The sequence below is a fragment of the Mucilaginibacter gracilis genome (assembly GCF_003633615.1).
GTDB classification, from domain to species: domain Bacteria; phylum Bacteroidota; class Bacteroidia; order Sphingobacteriales; family Sphingobacteriaceae; genus Mucilaginibacter; species Mucilaginibacter gracilis.
In genome coordinates, this window is the sequence record NZ_RBKU01000001.1 from 4,024,045 (window position 1) to 4,047,219 (window position 23,175).

At 39.6% G+C, this 23,175-nt stretch carries 22 protein-coding genes; 10 read left to right on the forward strand and 12 right to left on the reverse strand.

What is annotated here, in order from left to right:
* Positions 1–108 precede the first annotated feature (108 nt).
* Both BDD43_RS17880 and BDD43_RS17885 read left to right on the forward strand, forming a co-directional pair.
* A complete protein-coding gene (locus tag BDD43_RS17880; RefSeq protein ID WP_121198957.1) occupies positions 109–1,986 on the forward strand; it encodes a transglutaminase-like domain-containing protein in 1,878 nt (625 codons plus the stop codon).
* Entirely contained in the window at positions 1,983–4,208 is a 2,226-nt protein-coding gene (locus BDD43_RS17885; RefSeq protein ID WP_121198958.1) for a DUF3857 domain-containing protein, read from the forward strand. The genes BDD43_RS17880 and BDD43_RS17885 overlap by 4 nt, the downstream gene beginning before the upstream one ends.
* Positions 4,209–4,293: 85 nt before the next feature.
* Here BDD43_RS17885 and BDD43_RS17890 read toward each other — a convergent pair whose 3' ends face one another.
* A complete protein-coding gene (locus tag BDD43_RS17890) occupies positions 4,294–5,580 on the reverse strand; it encodes a citrate synthase (protein WP_121198959.1) in 1,287 nt (428 codons plus the stop codon).
* Positions 5,581–5,746: 166 nt separating this feature from the next.
* On the opposite strand from BDD43_RS17890, the gene BDD43_RS17895 reads away from it, so the two are divergent.
* The gene (locus BDD43_RS17895) at positions 5,747–9,007 is read left to right on the forward strand and encodes a PAS domain-containing hybrid sensor histidine kinase/response regulator (protein ID WP_162847109.1); all 3,261 of its coding nucleotides are present in this window, start codon (positions 5,747–5,749) and stop codon (positions 9,005–9,007) included.
* A 21-nt stretch (positions 9,008–9,028) separates the two neighbouring features.
* On the opposite strand, the gene corA is transcribed toward BDD43_RS17895, so the two are convergent.
* The 6 genes from corA to BDD43_RS17925 form a co-directional block, all read right to left on the reverse strand.
* On the reverse strand, positions 9,029–10,153 hold the full coding sequence (gene corA / locus BDD43_RS17900) for a magnesium/cobalt transporter CorA (RefSeq protein ID WP_121198961.1): 1,125 nt from the start codon (positions 10,151–10,153) through the stop codon (positions 9,029–9,031).
* A 209-nt stretch (positions 10,154–10,362) separates the two neighbouring features.
* A complete protein-coding gene (locus BDD43_RS17905; protein ID WP_121198962.1) occupies positions 10,363–10,785 on the reverse strand; it encodes a BLUF domain-containing protein in 423 nt (140 codons plus the stop codon).
* A gap of 155 nt (positions 10,786–10,940) precedes the next feature.
* Positions 10,941–11,717 (reverse strand): enoyl-CoA hydratase/isomerase family protein, encoded by a 777-nt coding sequence (locus tag BDD43_RS17910; protein WP_121198963.1) that lies wholly within the window; start codon positions 11,715–11,717, stop codon positions 10,941–10,943.
* 1 nt (position 11,718) lies between these two features.
* The gene (locus tag BDD43_RS17915) at positions 11,719–12,360 is read right to left on the reverse strand and encodes a LutC/YkgG family protein (protein ID WP_121198964.1); all 642 of its coding nucleotides are present in this window, start codon (positions 12,358–12,360) and stop codon (positions 11,719–11,721) included.
* 56 nt (positions 12,361–12,416) lie between these two features.
* Entirely contained in the window at positions 12,417–13,841 is a 1,425-nt protein-coding gene (locus tag BDD43_RS17920; protein WP_211339690.1) for a lactate utilization protein B, read from the reverse strand.
* A 122-nt stretch (positions 13,842–13,963) separates the two neighbouring features.
* Complete coding sequence (locus tag BDD43_RS17925) at positions 13,964–14,710, reverse strand: (Fe-S)-binding protein (RefSeq protein WP_121198965.1); 747 nt, start codon at positions 14,708–14,710, stop codon at positions 13,964–13,966.
* Between the two features lie 190 nt (positions 14,711–14,900).
* Here BDD43_RS17925 and BDD43_RS17930 point away from each other — a divergent pair, with 190 nt between their 5' ends.
* Entirely contained in the window at positions 14,901–15,299 is a 399-nt protein-coding gene (locus tag BDD43_RS17930; RefSeq protein WP_121198966.1) for a hypothetical protein, read from the forward strand.
* Positions 15,300–15,391: 92 nt separating this feature from the next.
* Complete coding sequence (locus BDD43_RS17935; protein ID WP_121198967.1) at positions 15,392–16,552, forward strand: DUF1624 domain-containing protein; 1,161 nt, start codon at positions 15,392–15,394, stop codon at positions 16,550–16,552.
* 63 nt (positions 16,553–16,615) lie between these two features.
* On the opposite strand, the gene BDD43_RS17940 is transcribed toward BDD43_RS17935, so the two are convergent.
* Both BDD43_RS17940 and BDD43_RS17945 read right to left on the reverse strand, forming a co-directional pair.
* Positions 16,616–17,179, reverse strand: a complete 564-nt coding sequence (locus BDD43_RS17940; protein ID WP_121198968.1) for an acyl-CoA thioesterase — start codon at positions 17,177–17,179, stop codon at positions 16,616–16,618.
* Positions 17,180–17,249: 70 nt separating this feature from the next.
* Entirely contained in the window at positions 17,250–17,624 is a 375-nt protein-coding gene (locus tag BDD43_RS17945; protein WP_211339691.1) for a VOC family protein, read from the reverse strand.
* 214 nt (positions 17,625–17,838) lie between these two features.
* Between BDD43_RS17945 and BDD43_RS17950 the strand changes: the two genes are divergently transcribed.
* From BDD43_RS17950 to BDD43_RS30845, 4 genes are all read left to right on the forward strand, one after another.
* Positions 17,839–18,243, forward strand: coding sequence for a hypothetical protein (locus tag BDD43_RS17950; protein ID WP_147425677.1), 405 nt, complete (start codon positions 17,839–17,841; stop codon positions 18,241–18,243).
* Between the two features lie 40 nt (positions 18,244–18,283).
* On the forward strand, positions 18,284–18,781 hold the full coding sequence (locus tag BDD43_RS17955; RefSeq protein WP_121198970.1) for a hypothetical protein: 498 nt from the start codon (positions 18,284–18,286) through the stop codon (positions 18,779–18,781).
* A gap of 243 nt (positions 18,782–19,024) precedes the next feature.
* Positions 19,025–20,008 (forward strand): IS1595 family transposase, encoded by a 984-nt coding sequence (locus BDD43_RS17960; RefSeq protein WP_121198971.1) that lies wholly within the window; start codon positions 19,025–19,027, stop codon positions 20,006–20,008.
* Positions 19,965–20,096, forward strand: coding sequence for a hypothetical protein (locus BDD43_RS30845; RefSeq protein ID WP_262707421.1), 132 nt, complete (start codon positions 19,965–19,967; stop codon positions 20,094–20,096). Before BDD43_RS17960 ends, BDD43_RS30845 begins: the two co-directional genes overlap by 44 nt.
* Positions 20,097–20,098: 2 nt before the next feature.
* Here the strand turns inward: BDD43_RS30845 and BDD43_RS29745 are convergent, their stop codons facing one another.
* The 3 genes from BDD43_RS29745 to BDD43_RS17980 form a co-directional block, all read right to left on the reverse strand.
* The gene (locus BDD43_RS29745; RefSeq protein ID WP_147425678.1) at positions 20,099–20,521 is read right to left on the reverse strand and encodes a hypothetical protein; all 423 of its coding nucleotides are present in this window, start codon (positions 20,519–20,521) and stop codon (positions 20,099–20,101) included.
* 282 nt (positions 20,522–20,803) lie between these two features.
* Positions 20,804–21,181 carry a hypothetical protein gene (locus tag BDD43_RS17975; protein ID WP_147425679.1) on the reverse strand — a complete coding sequence of 126 codons (378 nt, stop codon included), beginning with the start codon at positions 21,179–21,181 and terminating at the stop codon, positions 20,804–20,806.
* Between the two features lie 511 nt (positions 21,182–21,692).
* Entirely contained in the window at positions 21,693–21,902 is a 210-nt protein-coding gene (locus BDD43_RS17980; protein WP_121198975.1) for a hypothetical protein, read from the reverse strand.
* Positions 21,903–22,162: 260 nt separating this feature from the next.
* Here BDD43_RS17980 and BDD43_RS30395 point away from each other — a divergent pair, with 260 nt between their 5' ends.
* Positions 22,163–23,071 carry a hypothetical protein gene (locus BDD43_RS30395; RefSeq protein ID WP_211339692.1) on the forward strand — a complete coding sequence of 303 codons (909 nt, stop codon included), beginning with the start codon at positions 22,163–22,165 and terminating at the stop codon, positions 23,069–23,071.
* Positions 23,072–23,175 lie beyond the last annotated feature (104 nt).

The following is a 23,175-nucleotide window of genomic DNA, read 5'->3' on the forward strand; positions in this document are numbered from 1 at the left end:
CTAATTATTCTCAATTGAAATAACTGTAGCAATGTTTTACAATTTATAACAGCCGGGTTATCATTTTAAAAATAATACGATATATTAGAGCGTTACTCAAATCTCACTATGGACAGGCGTTTATATTTATGTGTTGTTTTGTTATTCTCGGTTGTTTGCGCTTATGCTGCCCCGCCCGATTCTTCGGCGTTCATATCATCAGCAAAGAGTAGTTTCCAGTTTGTTTATAATCACAAGGAAGACAGAGTTGAAATTAAACAAATATCCACCACAAACTATGTTAGCAATAACTACCAGGTTAATTTGCCTATAAGTGAAACTTATAATAATAAGGTTAAAATTGACGACATTGATTGCAAGGTAGATAACCATACCCCCAAAGATTTTAAACCGCTCGATTCATACTATTCTGTAAGCGATGTGTTTTATTCCGACGAACGGATTTGCTACTTTCCGTTATTTTTAAACAAAAAGGGCAGCACGGCCAATGTTACCTTTAATGAAACCATAACAGATCCCCGGTATTTTACATCAATATTTTTTCCGGAAAACCTGGCCGTTACCACTAAGGATGTTGTGCTCAAAATTCCCCGATGGATGAAAGTTGAGCTCAAAGAAATGAATTTCGGGGGTTTTAACATCAAAAAAACTTCCGTGTATGATAGCGGGGCCGATGCCGACATTATTACTTATACAGCTCAAAACCTGCCCGCTATGTATAGGGAAAGCAATAGCCCGGGGCCAACCTACATTTACCCGCATTTAATGGTGTTATGTAAACAGGCAACCGCAGGCGGCCATAGCTTTACCTATTTCAATACCCTGGCCGATCAGTACGGCTGGTATCGCGAACTTGTAAAAGGTGTTGTGAACGATAAAGATATTCTAGCTGCTAAAGCCAAAGAAATAACCGCCGGCTTGGCAACCGGCATGGATAAAATTAAGGCAGTTTTTTACTACGTGCAAAATAACATTCGTTACATTGCTTTTGAGGACGGTATGGCAGGCTTTAAACCCGAAAAAGCCGACGAGGTTTTACGCAAAAAATATGGCGATTGTAAAGGCATGGCTAATTTAACAAAAGCCCTGCTCGTAGCCTTAGGCTATGATGCCCGTTTATGCTGGTTAGGTACCGACCATATTGCTTATGATTATCAAACCCCATCAATGGCGGTTGATAACCACATGATATGCGGTTTAAATTACCAGGGCAAAACCATTTACCTGGACGCCACAGAAACATACCTTGGCATTAACGAATACGCCGAACGCATACAAGGCAGGCAGGTTTTAATGGAAGATGGAGATAAATACCTTTTAAACCGCATACCGGTTGCAACATCAACTCAAAACTACGATTTTGAAAACAGCAAGCTCACTATTACGGGTAACAGCCTAACAGGCAATGTAGACCATTTATGGAAAGGGGAGGACAGGGAAATGGTAATTAGCGGATTAAACAGCATCAAAAAGGAAAAAACGGATGATGCCATGATCCGTTTTTTATCAGACGAAAATACCAATTATGGCATCCACGATTTAAAGATGCAGAACATGGATGATCCCGATAAGGAATTAACCGTTGCTTACAACGTAGACCATAAAAATGCGGTATCATCTTTCAGCAAAGCTTATTATGTTGATCTCGATCTTAAAAAAGAATTTTTAACCTCCGCCATTAAAACCGCCGAAAGAAAGCATGACTATTGGTTTTACCACCGCATGAACATTGTAAAGCAAACGGAACTAACTATCCCTGTAGATTATAAAGCTTCAAGCATTCCGCCAAATTTAGATATTGTGAATGCCGATTACGAGTTCCATATCCAATACACCGCTCAAACGGGTAAGTTGAATTACAAAAAATCTATCCTCATTAAAAACACACATCTTGCAGCTACAAAGTTTGAGCAATGGAACAAGGATATTGAACAACTCGCCAAAACCTATAACGAATCTGTAGTACTAAAACCTATCAACCAATGAAACTAAGTTTACTTTTCTCATTAGCTTTATTAACTTCTCTAAGCCTTTTTGCTCAGGATAAAATGCCTTATTCAGAAAAGGCGGCCCAATTGCAAAAAGAGATATGGGGCACTACCGTTCCCGAATTTAAGTCAACAACAATTCCGGCAAACCTCACTAACGAGAGCGCGGTAGTAATGGCTCGTTCATACAGTTCGCAACGCTCATCTGCTGGCAAGTTTAAATATTTAATTATTACCGCAACTGTAACCACGCGCACCACCAAAATTAACACCATGCACGAGCGTGTTAAAATAAACGATAAGGTAGCCCTGGAAAATTATTCGACGCTTGAATATCAAAAAAAGCTCGACAAATCAGTTTCCCTTCTCATTACATCATTCAAAAACTCGCATAATACTTATATAGGGGCAAAAATTGTTAAGCCCGATGGTAAAGAGATCATTGTAAATACAAGTGAAGAGGTATTAACCAAAAACGAAACTAAAGATCAAAAGGGCAAACTGGCTATTCCGGGTTTACAGGTTGGCGACATATTGGATTATTACGTATGTAACATGAGTACCAACGAAACCAACGAAGGCAATACTTATAAAGATAACGACGATATATTTATACTGGCCGACGAGTATCCCGTTTTATATTACAATATTGATTTTCAGTTCAATAAAAAGGTAAACGTAAGGTACATTTATGCAAACGGTGCGCCGCATTTTACCGTAACACGTAATGCCGACGGCGATCTGCTGTTAAGCCTTACCGTTAAAAATATGGCCAAGTACCAAAGCCAGTTGTGGATGGTTCCGCTGCGGCAGTATCCTTACATCGAAATAGGAAGTTCGTACACGGGCACTATGGATATTTACGGTGCCGGCGATAAAAAAATAAGCAGCGGACCGTCAATGCTCGACGGTAACGAATCGCTCTACATCGCATCGTTTAAAGAGTATCCCGGTTTTGATGAGGCAGAGAAAAAATTAAAAGAATATTTTAAAAGTGGCAAGGCCTTAAAAAATGCCCCGCAGGATAGCGTAATGAAAATTTTATACGACGAATGGAAATATCTAACTTTTTGTAGCTACCAGGGCAACGAGTTGGAAAGCGTTCGCGATTTGAATTATCGACGGGCCAACAGCCGCTATGCCGCACTAAATATGAGCATGATACTCACGGATATGAAAATTTCGCACGATGTGATACTGGTATCATCGCGCAATAGCAATACCCTGGAAAACGTATATAACATGAGCGATTTTAGTGCCATGATACGTATAAACGGCGATACCCCAACGTACATGGCATTTGACGATGTGACAACGCATTTTAACGAGATTCCTGCACAATTTCAGGGCGAAAAGGCCGTAGAAATGCACGTTAAACGCCGCAGTAGTTCCAATTACTCCGCCACCTATAGTGATATTGTTTTGCCCGTTACCGCCAGCCATAAAAACTATATGGAAGAGACTTTGCAGGTAAGCCTGTTACCAACCAACATGCAAAAGTTAAAAATAAACCGTACCGTAAAACAAGCCGGAAGCTTAAGGCACGATGCCCAACGCAAGTTGATCCCGGTACAGGATGTTGATAACAGTTTTATGACGATGGTTAACGGCGAGCCGCTTGCCAAACGCTTATCGCGCGATAGGGATACAAAAAAGATGAAAGAAGATTATGCCTTCTCATTCAATAAAGAGCGCGAGGAAATGAGCAAAAATTTCAGCAACGAAATAAAAGAGCAATTTGACCAGGAACCACAACAATTGAGCAATTACAAAATTGTTAACCCCGCTTTGGAAAACGACAATCCTGTGTTTCAATTCAGCGCATCGTTTGTGTTGGATAACCTGGTTAAAAAGGCTGGCAGCAATTATATTATCGATGCCGGTAAATTAACCGGAAGCTTTTTAACCCTTACCGAGAAAGATAAAGTGCGCAGCATTGATGTTTATATGCCATCGGCACGCACCTTTAAATATAACATAACAATAGAAATTCCCGCAGGATTCAGCGCCAAGGGTGTTGAAGAAATGAACCAGAAAAAAGCAAATAAAACGGGTTCGTTTACATCCGTGGCATCTGTTAAGGGCAATATGCTAACTATTACTTTAAGCCGCTCATACACTAATAACTTTGAAAAAGCTGCCGATTGGCCATTGGTAAAAGAGCTGATAGCAACTGCCTCTGCATTTAACGATCAAAAAATACTACTCGAAAAAATCTGATCGCTGAGCAATATTTATCAAAACATAACACAAACAAAAACGGCTCCCAATTTGGGAGCCGTTTTTGTTTGTTAGCTAAAATAGCTTATCTCTTGTCAATATCAACATAATCCCTGTCAACAGCGCCTACGTAAATTTGACGTGGGCGGCCAATAGGCTCTTTATTTTCTTTCATTTCTTTCCATTGTGCAATCCATCCCGGTAAACGGCCCAATGCAAACAGCACGGTAAACATTTCGGTAGGGAAGCCAAGGGCGCGGTAAATAATACCCGAGTAAAAATCAACGTTAGGGTATAGTTTGCGTTCAATAAAGTAAGGGTCTTTTAGGGCTACTTCTTCAAGTTGTTTAGCAATGCTTAACACTTCATCGTCAATACCTAATTTCTCCAAAATATCGTCGCAGGCCTTCTTAATAATTTTGGCGCGTGGGTCAAAGTTTTTGTAAACGCGGTGTCCAAATCCCATCAGGCGGAAAGGATCGTTCTTATCTTTAGCTTTGTTTATCCATTTTTCGGTATCGCCGCCATCGGCCTTAATTTTTTCAAGCATTTCTATAACGGCCTGGTTAGCACCGCCATGCAGCGGGCCCCAAAGGGCACAAATACCAGCCGTAACAGATGAATATAAATTAGCTTCGGACGAGCCTACTATACGTACAGTTGATGTAGAGCAGTTTTGCTCATGGTCGCCGTGTAAAATAAGCAGTACATTCATGGCCTCAACAACAACCGGGTCAATAACAACCTCCTCGGTGCGCTGGCCAAACGTCATGTATAAAAAGTTGGTTACATAGTCAAACCTGTTTTGCGGATAGATAACCGGATGCCCTAATGATTTTTTGTATATCCACGATACTATCGTAGTCATTTTAGCAAGCAGTTTAACAATAGTAAGGTTTATCTCTTCGGCAGTTTGGTTAGAGTTTAATGATTCTGGATAAAATGCCGATAACGAACTGATTAAACCGGTTAACTGGCCCATAGGATGAGAATTTGACGGATAGCCGTCAAAAAATTTCTTCATATCCTCATGCACCAGCGTGTGGTGATTAATTTGGGTTTGAAAGTTTTTAATTTGCTCGGCAGTTGGCAATTCACCATATATCAGCAAATAGGCAACTTCTAAAAACGACGATTTTTGAGCCAGTTGCTCAATAGGGTAGCCGCGGTATTTTAATATACCAACTTCACCGTCTAAAAAAGTGATGGCACTTTTGGTTGCACCGGTATTTTTATATCCAATATCTAAAGTTACATACCCTGTAAGGTCACGAAGTTTAGAAATATCAATACCTTTTTCATCTTCTGTACCCTTAATAACTGGAAGGTCGTACGTTTTATCCTCGATTTTTAACTGTATTAATTCTGACATAGAAAATTGGTTGTTATTGGCAAATGTAAATAAATCTGCGTACTTTTATGGATATGAATTGCCGGGTAATGTAAATTTTTATTTTCGCTTTGTTAATAAACAATTATAACCAATATTTAACGTCAATAGTTCCACTTTGTATGTTTTTGAGTTTTAGAGTATGTTTTTGAATTTACAGAGACTATTAAAAAGTGATGTCGATAAAAACCTTTATCGGTTTATTTTTATTGCTATCGGCCTTTTAAATCTGTTACTGCATTTCCTTTTTTTAAGTTATGCCTCGCTATCGTTTGATCCTGTAGCTATAAGGATAATTTGCAGTTTTTGTTTTTTAATAACCTTTCTTCTTTCATTTTCTGGCCAGGCTTCGGTTTTTAAAATAGGCGGCTACTTTGCGGTGGTTGTTTTTTTAGCGGTTAACAATTGTTATTTACTTGGTGTTAACAATTATACAGGCGAATACTTTTTGGGTTCGTTAATCGGGTTAGTTGTTATTACCTATACCTGCACCAAAATTGAGGAACTTGCCTTATTTATACTTATAAATTTTGTTGCTTTTGCCGTGGCATCGCGCTTAACCACAAACCCTGTTGATGATATACCGGTAAAGCTATTAACGGTAGCTTTATTTTCGGGTTTAGGTTGCATGATGTTTTTGTACAGGCGCGCCTTTATTGTTAAATATTTAGCCACCAGGGAGCAGGTGAATGAAAAGGATGCTTTATTAACAAAAACAAGCAGTTTGCTCGAACAAAATAGTTCAAAACTACAAAGTTTAGCTTCAAGTAATTTAAACCTGGTTTTTGAGTTTAACCAGTATAAAATATGCGTTAATGCCTGGTGCCCCGCCGATGATGATTTGGCTCCTAAAGTTGAAGCCATGACCGGCAAATCAATTACCCATTTATATATCGATGCCTTGCCCGGTCAAATTAAAATGGCGTTAAAAACACTTAAACCATCGGTTTTTGAGTTTCAGTCGCTATTTGGTAACCGTGTTTGGTATAGAGCCGTTGTTAACCCTTTGTTTAATGATGAGTTGCGGTTTACCGGAAGTTTAACCCTAACGCTAACCGATATTACCGAAGTTAAAAAGGTATTTAACGCATTGAAAGAGAGCGACCTGGTACTTTATAATGAACAAGTTGTTGCCAAAATGGGAAGCTGGTGGACGGATATTACCGGGCGCGATATTTCATGGTCAAACAATCTTTTCTCTATCCTCGAAATTTCAGAAATACCACCCGAACGCAGCAAATTAAACTATTACATCAGTTTGATACATCCTGAAGATAGAGACGGTGCCCAACACTTTTTTACTACACTGGCCGATAAACCTTTAATTGAATTTGAACACCGGCTCACAACACCTAAAGGCAACCTCAAATATTTAAAAGTTGTAAGCGGCTATCCCGTGCAAGACGAAAACGGTAAACTCATTAAAGTTGTCGGCATTATTCAGGATATTACCGATACTAAAACAGACATACTAACCATTAAGAAGAAACAAGCCGAACTGGCTGAAATTCAAGCCACTGCCAAAATAGGAGGTTGGAAATGGGATATTTCGTTAAATAACCTCACATGGAGCGATGAGGTATATAAGATATACGAATTGGATAGAGAAGTAGTTAAACATGAAGATCATATTCAACTATTTTTATCGTTTATTCATCCCGACGACAGGCCGAATATTGCACTGATATTTAAAAACTATTTAAAAATTGACAAGGAGTTTTTTGAGTACCGCATTATTACCGCTGCAGGTAACCTAAAATATCTGAGTTTGATTATTGGCAAAACGCTTATTAACGAACATGGTATAAAAAGCATTGCCGGCACATTACAGGACCAAAGCGACCGGAAAAAAGTTGATTTTGATTTTGAGCGCGCCGAAAACAAGTATAAAAACGTACTCGAAACCATTAACATGGCTGCTGTTACGCTAAACAAAAAAGGCGATATTGTTTTTTGTAACAAATACCTGGCAGATATTGCCGGCTATGACAAAGCCGACCTGCTGGGTATGAATTGGATAGATACTTTTGTTGCCGAGCATTTGAAAGACCAATTTAGGGCCTGGCTTAATAGCAATAGTTTTTACTCACAGCATACCAGCCCTATAATTTGCCGCAATGGTAAACAGCGCATGATCAACTGGAAAAACACAGTTACTTATGATGAGTTTGGCAAAATTGAGCAAACCACAAGCATAGGCGAGGATATTACCGATATTAAAAAAGCACGCGAAGCACTTATTATAGCTAAAGAAAATGCCGAAAAATCGTCGCGATTTAAATCGGAGTTTTTATCTATCATGAGCCACGAAATACGCACGCCCATGAATTCGGTAATAGGCACAACCAATTTACTATTGCAAGACAACCCGGCACCGCGCCAAATAGAATATCTGCACACGCTGCGCTACTCAAGTAATACCCTGCTCCAATTAATTAACGACATTTTGGATTATAACAAAATTGAGGCAGGTAAGCTGGAACTCTATAAAACACCATTTAACATACAAAAAATGGTGCAAAATATCTTGCAATCGTTTAAAACCAAGGCCGACGATTCGGAGTCTTTACTGGTTTTGGATATTGACGAAAATATACCCCAAAATCTAATTGGCGATCAACTTCGGTTAGGGCAAATACTAAATAATTTAATAGGTAATGCCGTTAAATTTACTCCAAAGGGTAGTGTAACAATAACATTAAGTGTAAAGCAACAAAAAACTAATAGCGTAGTTATAAACTTTTCAATAAAAGATACGGGCATTGGCATAGCGCCCCAAAATATTGATAAAATATTTGACCCCTTTACACAGGAATACAGCTCAACGCAGAGCGACTATGGAGGTACTGGTTTAGGCTTAGCAATTACAAAGCGGCTAGTTGAACTTCATAACAGCACTATCAACCTGGTTAGCCAGGTGGGTAAAGGAACCGAGTTTAGTTTTGCTATTGTGTTTGAAAAAGCAAACGTGTTTGAAACAGATCAGCGAACGATAGAAGGTTCTAAGCCTACCGAAACTAATATAACAGGCATGAAAATTTTATTGGTAGATGATAATAAAATGAATTTACTGATAGCCAATAAATTTCTTAAAAACTGGCATGCCAATGTAGACCAGGCAATTAACGGGCAAATTGCCGTTGAAAAGGCAATGCAGCATAATTATGATATTATTATTATGGATTTGCAAATGCCGGTAATGGACGGCTTTGAGGCTGCAGCAATTATAAAGCAAACGCAGCCCGACTTGCCCATTATTGCACTAAGTGCCGATGCAATGCCAGAGACACGCTTAAAAGCCGAACAACATGGTATGGACGACTATTTAACAAAACCATTTGTGCCCGAAATTTTGTTCGAGAAAATAGTAAAGTATTATAAACCAACGGTATCCTTACCTAAGTGGTAAATTATTGATGCCCCGCTACAATTAAAAGCGACTGAACCAGCCTTTTTTCCAAAAAAATAGTACCTGGCCTATAGTAATAACAAACATGGCTACCAGGCAATAGGTATAACCATGCGGACTGTAAAGCTCGGGCATATTATCGGGCAGTGCTTTGTTGGTAAGCGGGTCTTGCCGGGCAAAATTCATCCCAAATACACCTACTATAAAGGTTATGGGCATAAATATTACCGAAATAAGTGTTAGCACCTTCATAATCTCGTTCATCCGGTTACTGATAATGGATAAATACACATCAATAATGCTCGATGTAATTTCCTGGTAACTTTCAATCATATCAATAATCTGGATACAATGGTCGTAGGCATCGCGTAAAAAAACTTTAACGTCGGCGCTTATCAGCGATATATCGTCGCGTATCATTTCATTAACCTTGTCGCGCTCTGGCCAAATGGCTCGGCGCAGCATAATCATGGTACGCTTAATTTTTTGCGAATCGTACATGATTGATCGGTCCGGATTATCATACAGCCGGTCCTCAACATCGTCAAGCCTATCGCCTAAATTACTGAGCAGGCTAAAATACATGTCAAAAATGGTATCCATCATGGCATAGCACAAGTAAGCCGGGCCTGCAGTGCGTATAAGCCCTTTGCCGCTAATCAGCCGCTTTACAATCATCGCAAAATTATCGGTATAATCTTCCTGAAAGCTTATAATGAGGTTGTCTTTTACAATGAATGATATTTGGCAATTGCTCAATTCATCGTCGTTGTAAGTAATTATGCGGCTGGTAGCAAAAAAGTAAGTATCATAATCGTCAAACTTGGGGCGTTGGTGCGTGTTTACAATATCCTCAAGTACAAGGCGGTTAATATTAAAATGTTCGCCCACCTGTTCTATCAGGCGCTGTTCGCCCAGGCCGTTTACCTGTAGCCAATGGGTATGCGTGTGGCAATGGTCAAGCTGTTTTAAAATGGTTTCAAAGTCGCGTCCGTCGCACTCCTGCACTTCTTCGCTATTGTACGAGTATAGCGTGAGCAAAGGCTTCTTAGCATCGGCATCAATATGAATCATACCGGGGCTGTCGCCAATATTGCCATACTTCTTAGAAGTTCGTATCTTGAGTTTGTTTATTTTTTTTGCCATGAAGTGAAGCTTGCCTTTATTAAAATGTTTCGCTAAATATAGAAAACCTGCAATTGTTTTTAATAAAGCGGCGGCAATAAATAAATTAAGATGGCATTAAAATTGGTTGGTATCCGCAAAGGTTTATCTCATGCCAACGGCATACACTAAAATATTAGCTAAGCAACAGATTTATTAACTCAAATTTTATCGGTCTTCGGGATTAATCTTCAGTAGGCAAAATTGTTAGCCATCACAAATGATTTTAGCAAATCAATTGCCGGGTGTTTAGCTTGATATTGATAAATAAAGTCGCCTTTGGCAGTGTTTACAAATCCAGCCGCGTTAGTTAAGTTGTAAGCCGTGGGTGTTGTAAAACCCATGCGCCAGTCGCTAAAATTTCTTTTGGCTAATTTACCTTCCTTCATTTTTATAATGTTGTGGTGGCACGGGTCGGCTTTTATTTTTTCAAATGTCGCTTTTATTTGCTCGGCCTCACCTTCAAGCACCTGGAAAAAGGTGCCTTTATTGTACAATAAAAGGCCCGTTATACCGGCTTGCGTGTTATTAATCAGGCTCTGCTCCAGCATCTCTTTCAAATCACTGTCCGAAAATAGTTTAACCGAAGTGCTAATGTAAGTTAAGTAATTCATGGGATAAATGACTTAATGTTTCGCTTTTGTTATCTATTACGAAAGCGGCTTAAACAAAGTTGCGTTTGCCGATATGAAATTATTAAGATTGGGTTTTTTGATTTGGGATTGAGTAAACCGAGCATAATTACCGGCACTCTGGCCTATAAAATAAACTATTTGTGAGCTTTAAATTTGCTGATAGCATTTTGAGCAAATGCCGAAAGTATAAGTTCGCCGCTAATAGCCGCGCGTTCTGTAAGTAAGGTTTCCCAATTTTCTGTGCCCTCCCACAGCATTTTTTTAAATGCCGAAACAGCATCGGGGCTCCATGTTATGATGTTTTGAGTTAGCAAATTAATGGCGTTATCCATTTGCTCTTCGTTATCAAACAGTTGCGCAAACAAACCTTTTTCTTTAGCCCATTGCGCACTATAAAAATCGGCGGCGTTTAGCGTGATGTGCGTAAATGCGCTCAAACCAATTTTGCGCTTTACAGCGGGTTCAATAACAAAGGGGCCAATGCCAATGGTTAATTCGGTTAATTTAATTGCTGCGTTGCTGGTTGCCAGGCAATGGTCGGTAGCGGCTGCAATACCTACTCCGCCACCTACTGCGTTACCATGCACGCGGCCAATAATTATTTTAGTTGATGTGCGGCACGCATTAATTACGTTAGCAAAGCCAGCAAAAAAATCAAGCCCTTGCTGTTTATTGGTAATCTGCAAAAGCTCGTTAAAGCTTGCTCCGGCACAAAAGGCGTGGTTGCCGTCGCTTTTTAATATAATAACTTTAGTTAAGGGGTTTTTACCTGCATTTTGAATGCTTTGTGCCAATTGCAGTAATAAATTACCAGGCAGCGAGTTTTGCGCCGGATGAAAAAACGAAATAGTAGTTATCCCGTTTTCGAGCGTTATGGCATTCACATAGCCCTGGTTATTTGCTGTATCCATTTTATCCTAGTAAAAACACCGTCATGCTGCGGGGGCCATGCGCACCCAACACTAACGATTGCTCAATATCTGCTGTTTTAGAAGGACCAGCAATAAAGGTGCCGAAACCATATTTAATTAAACCTATACGCTGGTAAGCCTCGTGCATAGTAGGTACAATGTTTTCGGCATCAATAACAACCGCCAAATGCTGACAAATAAAGGGCAGCACCCGTTGGCCCATCAAATCTTCGGTAACCCAAACGGAGCCATTTTCTGCAATACCAAAATGAGCCCTGATAATGCTCAACTCAATATCCTCCAAACTATGCGGGTCTATCGGCTCGCCCTGGTTCAGTTCGGCAATATCGCTCAATTGGGGTAGGGTACTTACTACGCGTTTACTGGCATCAAAATGTGTAGGTATCAAAGCCTTAATCTCGTCAAAGCTATTTACCTTAAAAACCTTGCCGCCAATGGTGGTAAGCGTAGTGATATACCGCTCCTGCGCGCCTTCAACATCTCCCTTCACAAAGGTAATATCGGGCAAATTCTGCAAAGCAGGCTGGTTTTGCAGCACCGCTGCTAATATTTTTTCGCGAGCCCCCCCAGCCCCCTGAAGGGGGAGCTTTTGATTGGCAGGGTTTTGAATTTCTTGGTTCATAGTTAAAGCAATGTTTCTATTATACGAGTCGTCAACTTTTTTCCCCCTTTAGGGGGTTAGGGGGCTTTCCTGTTCTTCTTATACCATTCGCCAAACGATTCATCGGGAGGTTTAGGCATATCGCGTTGTTTGTACCAGGGGTTAAGTTTGTTGTTTAAAGCAAAAGGCGCATACTTCATTACCAGGCGGCCCGCTTTACCGGCCATGTGGTACGCAAAAGGCGAAGCCAGTGTTGTTGCCATAGCCTGCATACTCAGTTTTTTTGCAGTTGGCGCGTAACCGTTTTGCACTATCACCTGTCGCCATTTGTACAATTGGTCGTGAATGTCAATTTTTACCGGGCACACGTTTGAGCACGATCCGCAAAGTGTTGATGCAAAGGGTAGGTCGGCATACTTTTCCATATCCAGGTTTGGCGCCAATATAGCACCTATAGGGCCCGATATGGCATTGTGATAGCTATGCCCACCACTGCGCCTGTAAACCGGGCAGGTATTCATACAAGCACCACAACGAATACATTTTAACGAATTACGAAAATCTTCCCGGCCTAACTGTACCGTGCGGCCGTTGTCAACAATAATAATATGCATTTCCTGCCCGTCCCGTGGTTTACTAAAATGGCTGGAATAGGTTGTTATGGGTTGCCCGGTTGCGCTGCGTGTTAATAAGCGCAAAAATACGCCCAAATGCTTCCTCTCGGGGATAATTTTTTCTATCCCCATGCTGGCAATGTGTATATCACTCAGGTGTGCGCCCATATCAGCATTGCCCTCGTTGGTGCAAACCACAAATTCGCCGGTTTCGGCAATGGCAAAGTTTACGCCGGTTAAGGCAACCTTACGGGATAAAAATGTTTCGCGCAGATGATGGCGCGCAGTTTCGGTTAAAAATTGCGGATCGGCGTTACCTGCCGGTGTGCCTAAAAACTGGTGGAAAAGTTCGCCAATTTCCTCTTTCTTTTTGTGGATGCAAGGTAAAACAATGTGGCTGGGCGGTTCCTTAGCTAATTGCACAATACGTTCGCCCAGGTCCGAGTCTATCACATCAATACCGTTTTCGGCAAGGTATTCGTTAAGATGTAACTCCTCCGTAAGCATGGATTTACTTTTAACCATGCGCGTAACATTGTGCTTTTTAATAAGCGAATGCACTATGGCGTTATGTTCTGCCCCATCAGCGGCCCAGTGTATAACAATGCCATTAGCTTGCGCATTGGCCTCAAACTGCTGTAAATAGCTGTTGAGGTTTGATAATACATTGTTTTTTATTGCCGATGCCGTATCGCGCAAAGCCTCCCATTCCGGAATTTTATGAACCGACAGATCGCGCTTCGCCCTTATCCACCACAAAGTTTCGTCGTGCCAGTTAACGCGGTCTTCGTCCTTATTAAAAATATCAGCTAAGGCCGCATGGTCAGCCCCCCCCGCCCCCTGAAGGGGGAGCTTTTTATCGGTATGGGTAGTTATATTTTGGCTCATCTTAATTCAATTTTGTAACACTACAATCGTACTTCATCATTCAGCATTGGATGTTCCGTGTTCATTATTAATTTCTCTAACTTAATGGTACTTCCCTTCAGTAAATCCATTTGTTTCCCCCTTCAGGGGTTTAGGGGGCCTCCGTTCAGTATCTCCGCAATGTGCAATATCTTCACTTTGCTGCCCTGTCTGTTTAAAATGCCTTCCATGTGCATAAGGCAACTCATATCAACCCCGGTAATGTATTCGGCACCATGTTTTAAGTGGTCTGCCACGCGGTCTTTCCCCATTTTAACCGATACCGCTTCCTCGGCAACGCAAAACGTGCCGCCAAAACCACAGCATTCGTCGGCGCGGTTCAGTTCTATCAGTTCAATGCCTTCAACCATGTTGAGCAAACTGCCCGGTTTGGAGTAGTAAGGTGCAACAAGCTCCGTCATTTGCGATAGGTGCAACCCGCGCTGCCCGTGGCAACTTTGGTGCATACCCACCTTATGCGGAAACTTAGCAGGTAACGAAGTTACTTTTAAAACATCCGTTAAAAACGAAGTAAGCTCGTAAATTTTATGGCTCACGCTTGCAGCCTTTTCGGGCTGTTTTTCATCATGGATATGATGTTTAATGTGCAGCACACAACTTCCGGATGGAGCCACGATATAATCAAACTCGGCAAAATTTTTGATAAACAACTCGTTACAGCCCCCGGTTAAATGCTCAAAGCCCGAATTGGCCATTGGTTGCCCGCAACAGGTTTGGTTTGCCGGATAAACTACGTTAACCCCTAATTTTTCAAGCAATTGCAAGGTGGCTATAGCTGCACCAGGATAAAACTGATCTACATAACAAGGAATGAACAGCCCTACTGTCATAAATAATTATAGTGTTGCGTTGCCCCGGGATGCGGGGTAACAGGTAAATATTGAATAGCAAAAATAAGGTTTAATAGGTAACATTTAAGTTTTACCGCAAAAACTATCTGCATGACACTTATCACACAAATTTTTTGTATTGCTTTGGCCATTTATCAAACATTTTGCGCCTTTTAAGCATTTGTATATAATGGCATTAGGCACACAAATAGTATGGCTTTTTACTTTGGCTATCCCCATAGCTTGCATAGCCTGGACGGTTACGCACGAAGAGGTTTTTAGAGAGCCCCGCGAATACTGCGTTGAGCGAAGCAAAGCGGGCAAAACAATTGCCACGCGTAAGTTTTTTTACCTGTTTACCTGCGAGTATTGTTTTAGCCATTATGTAACCGTGCTTATGCTTATCATTACCAACTATACTTTATTGTTTGATAATTGGCGCGGCTACATGATAGCTGGGTTTGCATTGGTATTTGTTGCTAATGTTTACATGAGCCTGTTTGCCCTTATACGAATTGATTTGAAAAAAGTGAGGCTGGAAGCCGACATTGATGAACGCAAAAAAGATGAATTGCTTGGTAATAAGTAGTTGTTTTTGATTTAATTAGGATTTTTTTAGGGGTAAATTCAATTTGCATATTTAACAGCTAATTTGTAAGTTGTACCTCTAAACCTTGTTGAATGACGACTGAGCTTGCCGCGCCTAAAAAGAGAATAGAATCAATAGATGTGCTTCGCGGAATTGTGATGGTTATTATGGTGCTCGACCATACCCGCGATTTTTTCACCAATAGCGATTTTGACCCTACCGACCTGAGCAAGGCATCCACAGCTTTGTTTTTAACCCGCTTTATAACCCATTACTGTGCAGCTCTGTTTGTTTTTTTAGCCGGAACAGGTGCCTTTTTATCTATAAGTCGTGGAAAAACAAAGGGGCAGGCTGCCAGGTTTTTACTATCGCGCGGGATATGGATATTGGTATTAGAGCTAACTTTGGTAAACTGGGGTTTCGCTATGGATCATGGTTCGTGGCGGTTTAGCATGGATTATAGCTTTTTCTTTTTACAGGTTTTTTGGGTGATAGGATGGAGCATGATTATTTTAGCCGGACTAATTTATTTGCCCTTAGGTGCCATTGCAACCATAGGCCTGGTTTTAATTTTGGGGCATAATGCTTTTGATAAAGTAAGCCCCCAAAGTTTTGGCCCAACCGGGGCGGTAATATGGGAGTTTTTACATGTAGAGAGCTTTATTACTTACAGCAAACAAAGGCATATTTTTATATTATACCCGCTAATACCCTGGGTAGGCGTTATGGCAGCCGGTTTTAGCTTTGGCAGCCTATTTAAAATGGAGCAAGCCAAACGCAAAAAAATATTAGTTACTATTGGCGCATCGGCAATTTTGCTGTTCATCATCATCCGCTCCTTTAATATCTACGGCGATCCTAATACCTGGAAAGATCAGGGTGTATGGTATCGTACCATATTATCCTTTATAAACGCCCAAAAATACCCGCCCTCGCTGGATTATTTGCTGATAACCATTGGCCCCGGTATGTTGGTTTTAGCCGCTTTAGAAGGGATACATAACCGTTTAACAAATATATTATTGGTGTTTGGCCGCGTGCCGCTGTTTTATTACCTCATGCACATTTATTTGTTACAGTTAATGGCCGGTGTAGTATTTAAAGTAGCTCAATATCAAAATATTAAGCCAAACTTTGGTTTGCCGGTAGTTTACCTGGTATGGGCGTTGGCAATATTTATTTTATATTTCCCCTGCCGCTGGTTTATGAAATACAAAATGAGCCACAAGCAATGGTGGTTAAGTTATTTATGATACCGTTGCTATAGACAAGGCTAAGAAAATGGTTTTGCCTTTCCTAAACCATATATAAAAACATTAAATATCAACAGCTAACTTGCAACGCTCGTTTAAAAGTAGATGCTCGTATTTGTCGTAATTTACGGGGGCCTTTATTTGTTCAACCTCCTGGCGGTAATTTTGGCGCAATTCTTTACGGCGTATGGCTTCAACAAAACGCCTAACCTCATTTTGGCTTTCCAGTATTAAGCCGGGTACTATGGTTGGCGCGTTGTTTTCGTCTTTGGCAACCATCGTAAAATAACTGGTATTGGTGTGGTTAACCGAGTTTGTTTTTACGTTTTCGGATACTACACGTATACCTATCACCAATGATGTTTTCCCCACATAATTTACCGATGCCATTAACGATACCAGTTCGCCAACCTCTATGGGTGCCAAAAAATCAACAGTATCAATAGATGCCGTTACGCAATAATTACCGGCGTGTTTCGCGGCGCAAACGTAGGCTACCTTATCCATCAGCGAAAGCAAAATACCACCATGTATTTTACCGCCAAAGTTTGAGTAGGAGGGTATCATCAGTTCGGTAATGGTGGTTTCAGAAAACCGGACGGGCTTAAAATGTAAAGGTTCGGGCATAGTTAAAATTTATTTAACAGAAAAACCAACACTAAATTGGTTGCTTGTAATCGTTATTGTTTGTTGTTGCCTAATCGTCGGCAACTATTTGCCCAAATTGCAATAAGTAGCCATTATTATCGTAAATGCCAAATTCGCGCATACCATAATCAAAGTTTTCAATGGGGTAGCAAATCAGGCAGTGCTCTTTAACATGTTCCCAAACCTTGTCCACATCATCGGGGTTAAAATATAACGAACCACTCATAATGGGCTTTGGCATGTTGCGATGTTCATTGGGTATGGTAAACATCATATTCACCTCATCAAAATTAAACGATGCCCATCCCCATTTAGCATTATAGCTGCGCAAGTTAAAGCCGAGTACTTCGGTATAAAAGTAAATAGTGGCTTCCATATCCTGGGTTTCTAACATGGGCGTTAAGCCGGTTAATTTATAATTCATATACAAAGTTGGTTCTAAAGGCAACTATACCAATAATGCTATTATTAATTGTTACTGCAACAATGATATGACAATCAAGCAACAATTATATGACAATAGGATATTGATGGCATCTATCCCTTAGATCGACCCAATACCTTTTGTGGCATATCACAAGTTTAGAATAGTGATTGAAATAATTACCTTCCCCAAATTTATTAAAAATCAGCATATTATGGAACTGACAGAATCTTACATTTTATCACAGTTAAAAGTAAAGCGAGAGCGTTTAAAAAGCGATTTAGCAAAGGTTGAGATAGCAATAGAGGCTTATGAAAGTGCAGAAGAAGATGCGGAGGGAATGAGTGAGGCAGAGAGCCAAGATTTAGCGATTACAAAGCTAATGTACAACGCGCGGATGACGAGGGAACAAAAAGTAATTTACGTACTGGGTAAGATTGGCGAGGGTGATATAAATGATATAGCCAATTATTTAATGGAGATAGACAGTACAGTTCATCCAAGCCAAAGAGCAAAGATATATGAGCGGTTAACATGGGTAGCGAGCCGGATGTATAAGGCTGGTAAAATCGATGCCTATAAGATTAAGAATAAAAATGTTTATAGATTGTTAGGATAAAGTTTGGTTTGTATATAGTTATTACATAGATTTGAAGATTATGTTAAAGCCGGATATGATTTTTGCTCAGATAAGAGACTTAAAGCAAAGAAAAGCTGAATTACTTTCGGCTGCTGCATCATTAGATGATGCTATAAAGGCATTAGAAGGGAATCAAGAAAAACCAATTGATTGGAAAAATAGCGCCTTAGATTGTCTTAAAATACATGTTCATCCTTTACGTACAATTGATATATTTAACTGTATGTGTGAAAAAGATAAAAAGTTAAATATTACTGAACCCATTAAAAGGAGAAATTATATTAATGCCCTTTCTATTGCATTAAATGCTCAGTGCGATAACGGATTATTATATCGTATGTCATTACCTGGCTTTAAAGGTTTTTTCTATGGATTTAAAACATGGTTTACAAATAAGAATGAGCTTAAAGAAGAAGTAGAACGAGCATTAAAATACAATCTTTGGGAAAATCAAAAAAGTGTTTTTCAATTAACCAAAATAGATAAAAGCTTTAATGATAATAGGATAGAAATATAATTAAATAAGAAAACCACATTTCGCCGGGTCTCAAGCTTTGAAATGTGGTTTTAAGAAAATAACAATGGTTAGTAATGATATATGTTACAGCGAGATGTTCCCGCTATATCATACAAACATTTGTTTTACGTAGCCATTTTAATGGGGTTGAATAGAGTTGTCAAGACGAATATTCAGCCCCCTAATTGGCATTACTTACTTCAAATGTAAGTATAGTTAACGATTAATACAAATACTTACAATATGGAAGCCACAGGCAAAACACTACCATTTAAAACGATTAACGACATAGCAATATATTTTCAGGAGCAAAAGACCTGTATTAACTATCTGATTAAATTACGCTGGCCTAACGGGGTAGAATGCCCATTTTGCGATCACAAAAAAGTATATAACATTCAGGGAGCCAAGCCACATTTTAAATGCGCGGCCTGCCGGAAGCATTTTAGCGCGTTGAAAGGCTCTATATTTGAAAATAGTGCGATACCATTAAGTAAATGGTTTATGGCGATCTACATATTAAGCACGCATAAGAAAGGTATAAGCAGTATACAGGTAGGCCGGGATATTGGAGTAAGGCAAAAAACAGCATGGTTTATGATGCAGCGCATTAGATATGCGGTAAAGATGCAATCATTCAACCGGGATAAATTAGGCCTAACCGGGGTTGTTGAGATGGATGAATCCTACATAGGTGGCAAACAGGCCAATATGCATAAAAAGAAACTGGCAAAGATATTAGAGAGCGGAGAGCAGCAAAAACTAACCATAGCCGGGGCAATAGAACGCGGTGGAGAGGTTAGAGCGCAGTACATCCCAAAAACCAACTATGAGCATATAATACCATTCCTTATAAAAAATGTACATCAGGGCACTAAGCTAATGACCGACGAGCATTCGGTTTACACAACGGCTAAAAGGCTATTCAAGCATAAGACAATCAAGCATATGTTAAAGGAGTATGTAAGGGGTGATGTGCATACGAATACGATTGAAAACTTTTGGTCGGTATTAAAGCGGGGTATTTATGGTACATATCATTTCATCACGGTAAAGCACGTACAGAACTATTTAGAAGAGTTTGCATTTAGGTTTAACAATAGGAATATAACAGAGGCGCAACGTTTTGATAAATTGGTATCTTTGAGCAATCACAGGATAACATATAAAGCGTTAACAGATCATGGCCAAAAAGAAAGCAAAAGCAGTAAGCCCGCCAACCCCTAAAGAAAAGCAGGAGATTGACGGGCTAAATATGCCATTTGAGGAAGTAATGAAGATATTGGCTAATCCACCTAAAGATAAAACAAAATAGGACTATTTATTTTTAGTTAGTGATACATAGTATTTGCAGTAATTTAGAATTAACTCTCCAAAAGTATCAGGTACGATATTAGACCATTCGGGTAAATCATAGTCTTTATTAGATATTATAACTTTGTTGTACTTTATGACACGTGATTTAAATTCATATTGCTGTTTGTTAATATCAACAGCCATTCTTTGATCTTCTACTTGTACATATTCACCTTCCCGTGTTGGCATTGAATTTTCTCTAAGCCAAATCAAAATAACGTTTGAATGCCCATCAAAAAATTCAACCCTAACCGGGCTAATAGTATCGACACAAGTTTGCTTTTTTCCATCATCGGAATAAAAAAGTGTTTTCCATCGTGAGGTTTGCGAATAACACGAGCATGACAGCCCAGTTATTAAAAGAGTAGTTAATAGATATTTCATTGAGTGGTAATTTGGTGATTAATGGTTTATAAGATTTATCTTTCGCAATAACCGCATGGTTTCCTGTGATAAATATATATAGCATCTTTAAGAGGCACTTTTATTTCGTCGCCTTTGCAATTACGCAAGCCCTTGCAATAAGCTTTTTTATGATAGGCCTTAGAATACTTGCCGGTGCAAATCCAGACACTGTCTGGCTTATTTAGAAAAAATATGATGAGCAATACAAATAGTGGTTTCATATCTTATCTATTGTAATCTTTTTGCCCAGTTTACTACCAATTAAGCAATTGTATCAGGGATGATTTCTTGCCAATTTATTCCGTCAAACACTTCTGAATGAACAACCTCTTTGTCTAAATATTCTATAGCTGATTTTATTTCATATTGCAGGTTAGCAGTATCAATAGCCATTTTGTACCTATATTCAGATACGTGATGGATGTTTTTAGAATGTGTTTCTTTTATTGTGCTACACCACAATATAACAACACTATAATGATCGTCATACTTATTGTATTGTTTTATGTCAGAATAGAGTGTATCTATTTTGTACGTATAGCCGGGAGATTTTGAATACAGCATCCACCTGGAAGATTGCGCTTGCGCATGGCAAAGAGCCCCGCTAATGAATAGCGATAAAATAAAGAGAGGTTTCATTATATGTGGTAATTTGGTGACTGATCTAAATAAAATAGGCGTAACCAATATCACGCCGTCACCAGGCTTACCACAGCCTACCAAAGCAAATGACACGGTTACGCCATTACAGCGTACCATAATCATTCACGGCTTGGATTGTCTATGTGGTAATTCGTGACGACAAGCGAATGTTAAGTACAAATATCTTACTGGGTGCTAATATAAATAATACCCGTGTAAATATCCGGTGTAATTTATATATTTATCGGATGACATATCAAGAAGCCTTAAAGAAATTGAATAGCTATAACTATTTATTAAGAACAAGAATAGTTAATAAAGAGACAAATAAGTCGATACTGATTGGCTTAATTACGGTAGTTCCGGCAGATTTAAAGTGGGAAAGCCATCATAAGTGGGAGAATCCTTACGATTTAGAATATTCTAATTTTCTATTATATAGAGAGTGCAGAATTGTATTCTTAACCAAATCAAATACTATGCTATTTGAGCATAATTTAGAAAGCTATCATTTATCTTCTACAGATAATTCATGACATATAACACCAATGCCATAACTACCCTCTTCGCTACTACCAAAAGTAACCAAAATAGCATCTTTGTATTTATCTCTAAATTCAGAAATAAGAGCACCTATTTTTAATCTAAGTTGTTTTACATCGCAATCAACCTCGCTCTTTTTGTGTTTAATTTCAATACCCGCCCCTGCTTTACCCATTGTGTTTCTTGATATTAAATCATTTGGTTTAACCCAAACATACAAACTATAAGTCAATCAGAGGCATGTATCTAACGATAATGTTACATTACTATGACTGAATGTAACAATTGGGTTAATGTAAGGGATAAATGCCATATTGATTAAACTTCGTGGTATTTTCACAGTCAATAAGCCCAAAGTACAATATAGCAGGTGTTTTTATACCCTGTAAATTTATACAACCTAATTTATATATAAACTATAACAATACAAACGCAATGAAGAGAGCATTACTATTTACAAAAACTATTTTGCCGGTTCTGCTTATAATGGGCATAAATATCAGTTCAAAGGCTCAAAAACTAAACGCCGTACAAACCGGGAGTTTGCTGGCCCCACCAAAAGTAAAAGTTGATGGTAAGATAGACGAGTGGGGAGGCGATTTTGAGGCCTTTAATAAAGCTACCAAGTTGTTTTACACTTTGGCTAATGATGATAAAAACCTGTATCTGGTTGTAAAATCTACCGATTTGCAAAACAATACCAAAATAATGGGTGGCGGCGTTACCTTAACCATAAACACAGCTAATAAAAAGAAAGAAGAGAACGCCTACAGCATTCGTTTCCCCATAGTCGAACGTTCGTTATTGCGGGGTATACGCAGGCCGCGCGGTGCAAGCTCAACCACCGTGATGGATTCGGCTTCAATGGCCGAAGCTGCCGCAGCGCGCAAACAAGCCATAGCGGCAATAAAAGAAATTGAAGTGCTCGGCTTTAAAGATATAACGGATACCCTGATATCTATTTACAATGTATACGGTATTAAAGCGATAGCGGCTTACGATGCCCAAGGCAATTTACAATTTGAGTTATCGGTACCACTATCATTACTTAGCCTTTCAGCCGATAAACCAAAGGAGTTTGCTTACAATATTAAGGTTAACGGCATACAAATGGGTGGCCGAAGAAACAACGATGGCGGTGGCCGAAACGGTGGCGAGGGTGGTGCCAGAAATGGCGGCGGCGGTGGTTTTGGTGGTGCAGGCGGCGGTGGCGGCTTTGGCGGTGGTGGTGGCGGCGGTTTTGGTGGCGGCGGTAATGGGGGAGGAGGCAACATTAACATAGCCATGAACGATTTGTTAAGCGATACCGATTTTTGGGGTAAATACACGCTCATAAAAAAATAATTTTTTTACCATAACATTAGCTATGCTGCCATCAGATTTTTGCAACCAATGGTATGCTGATAGATCATACAATTAATTTCTGATATACATTTACCTTAACTTAT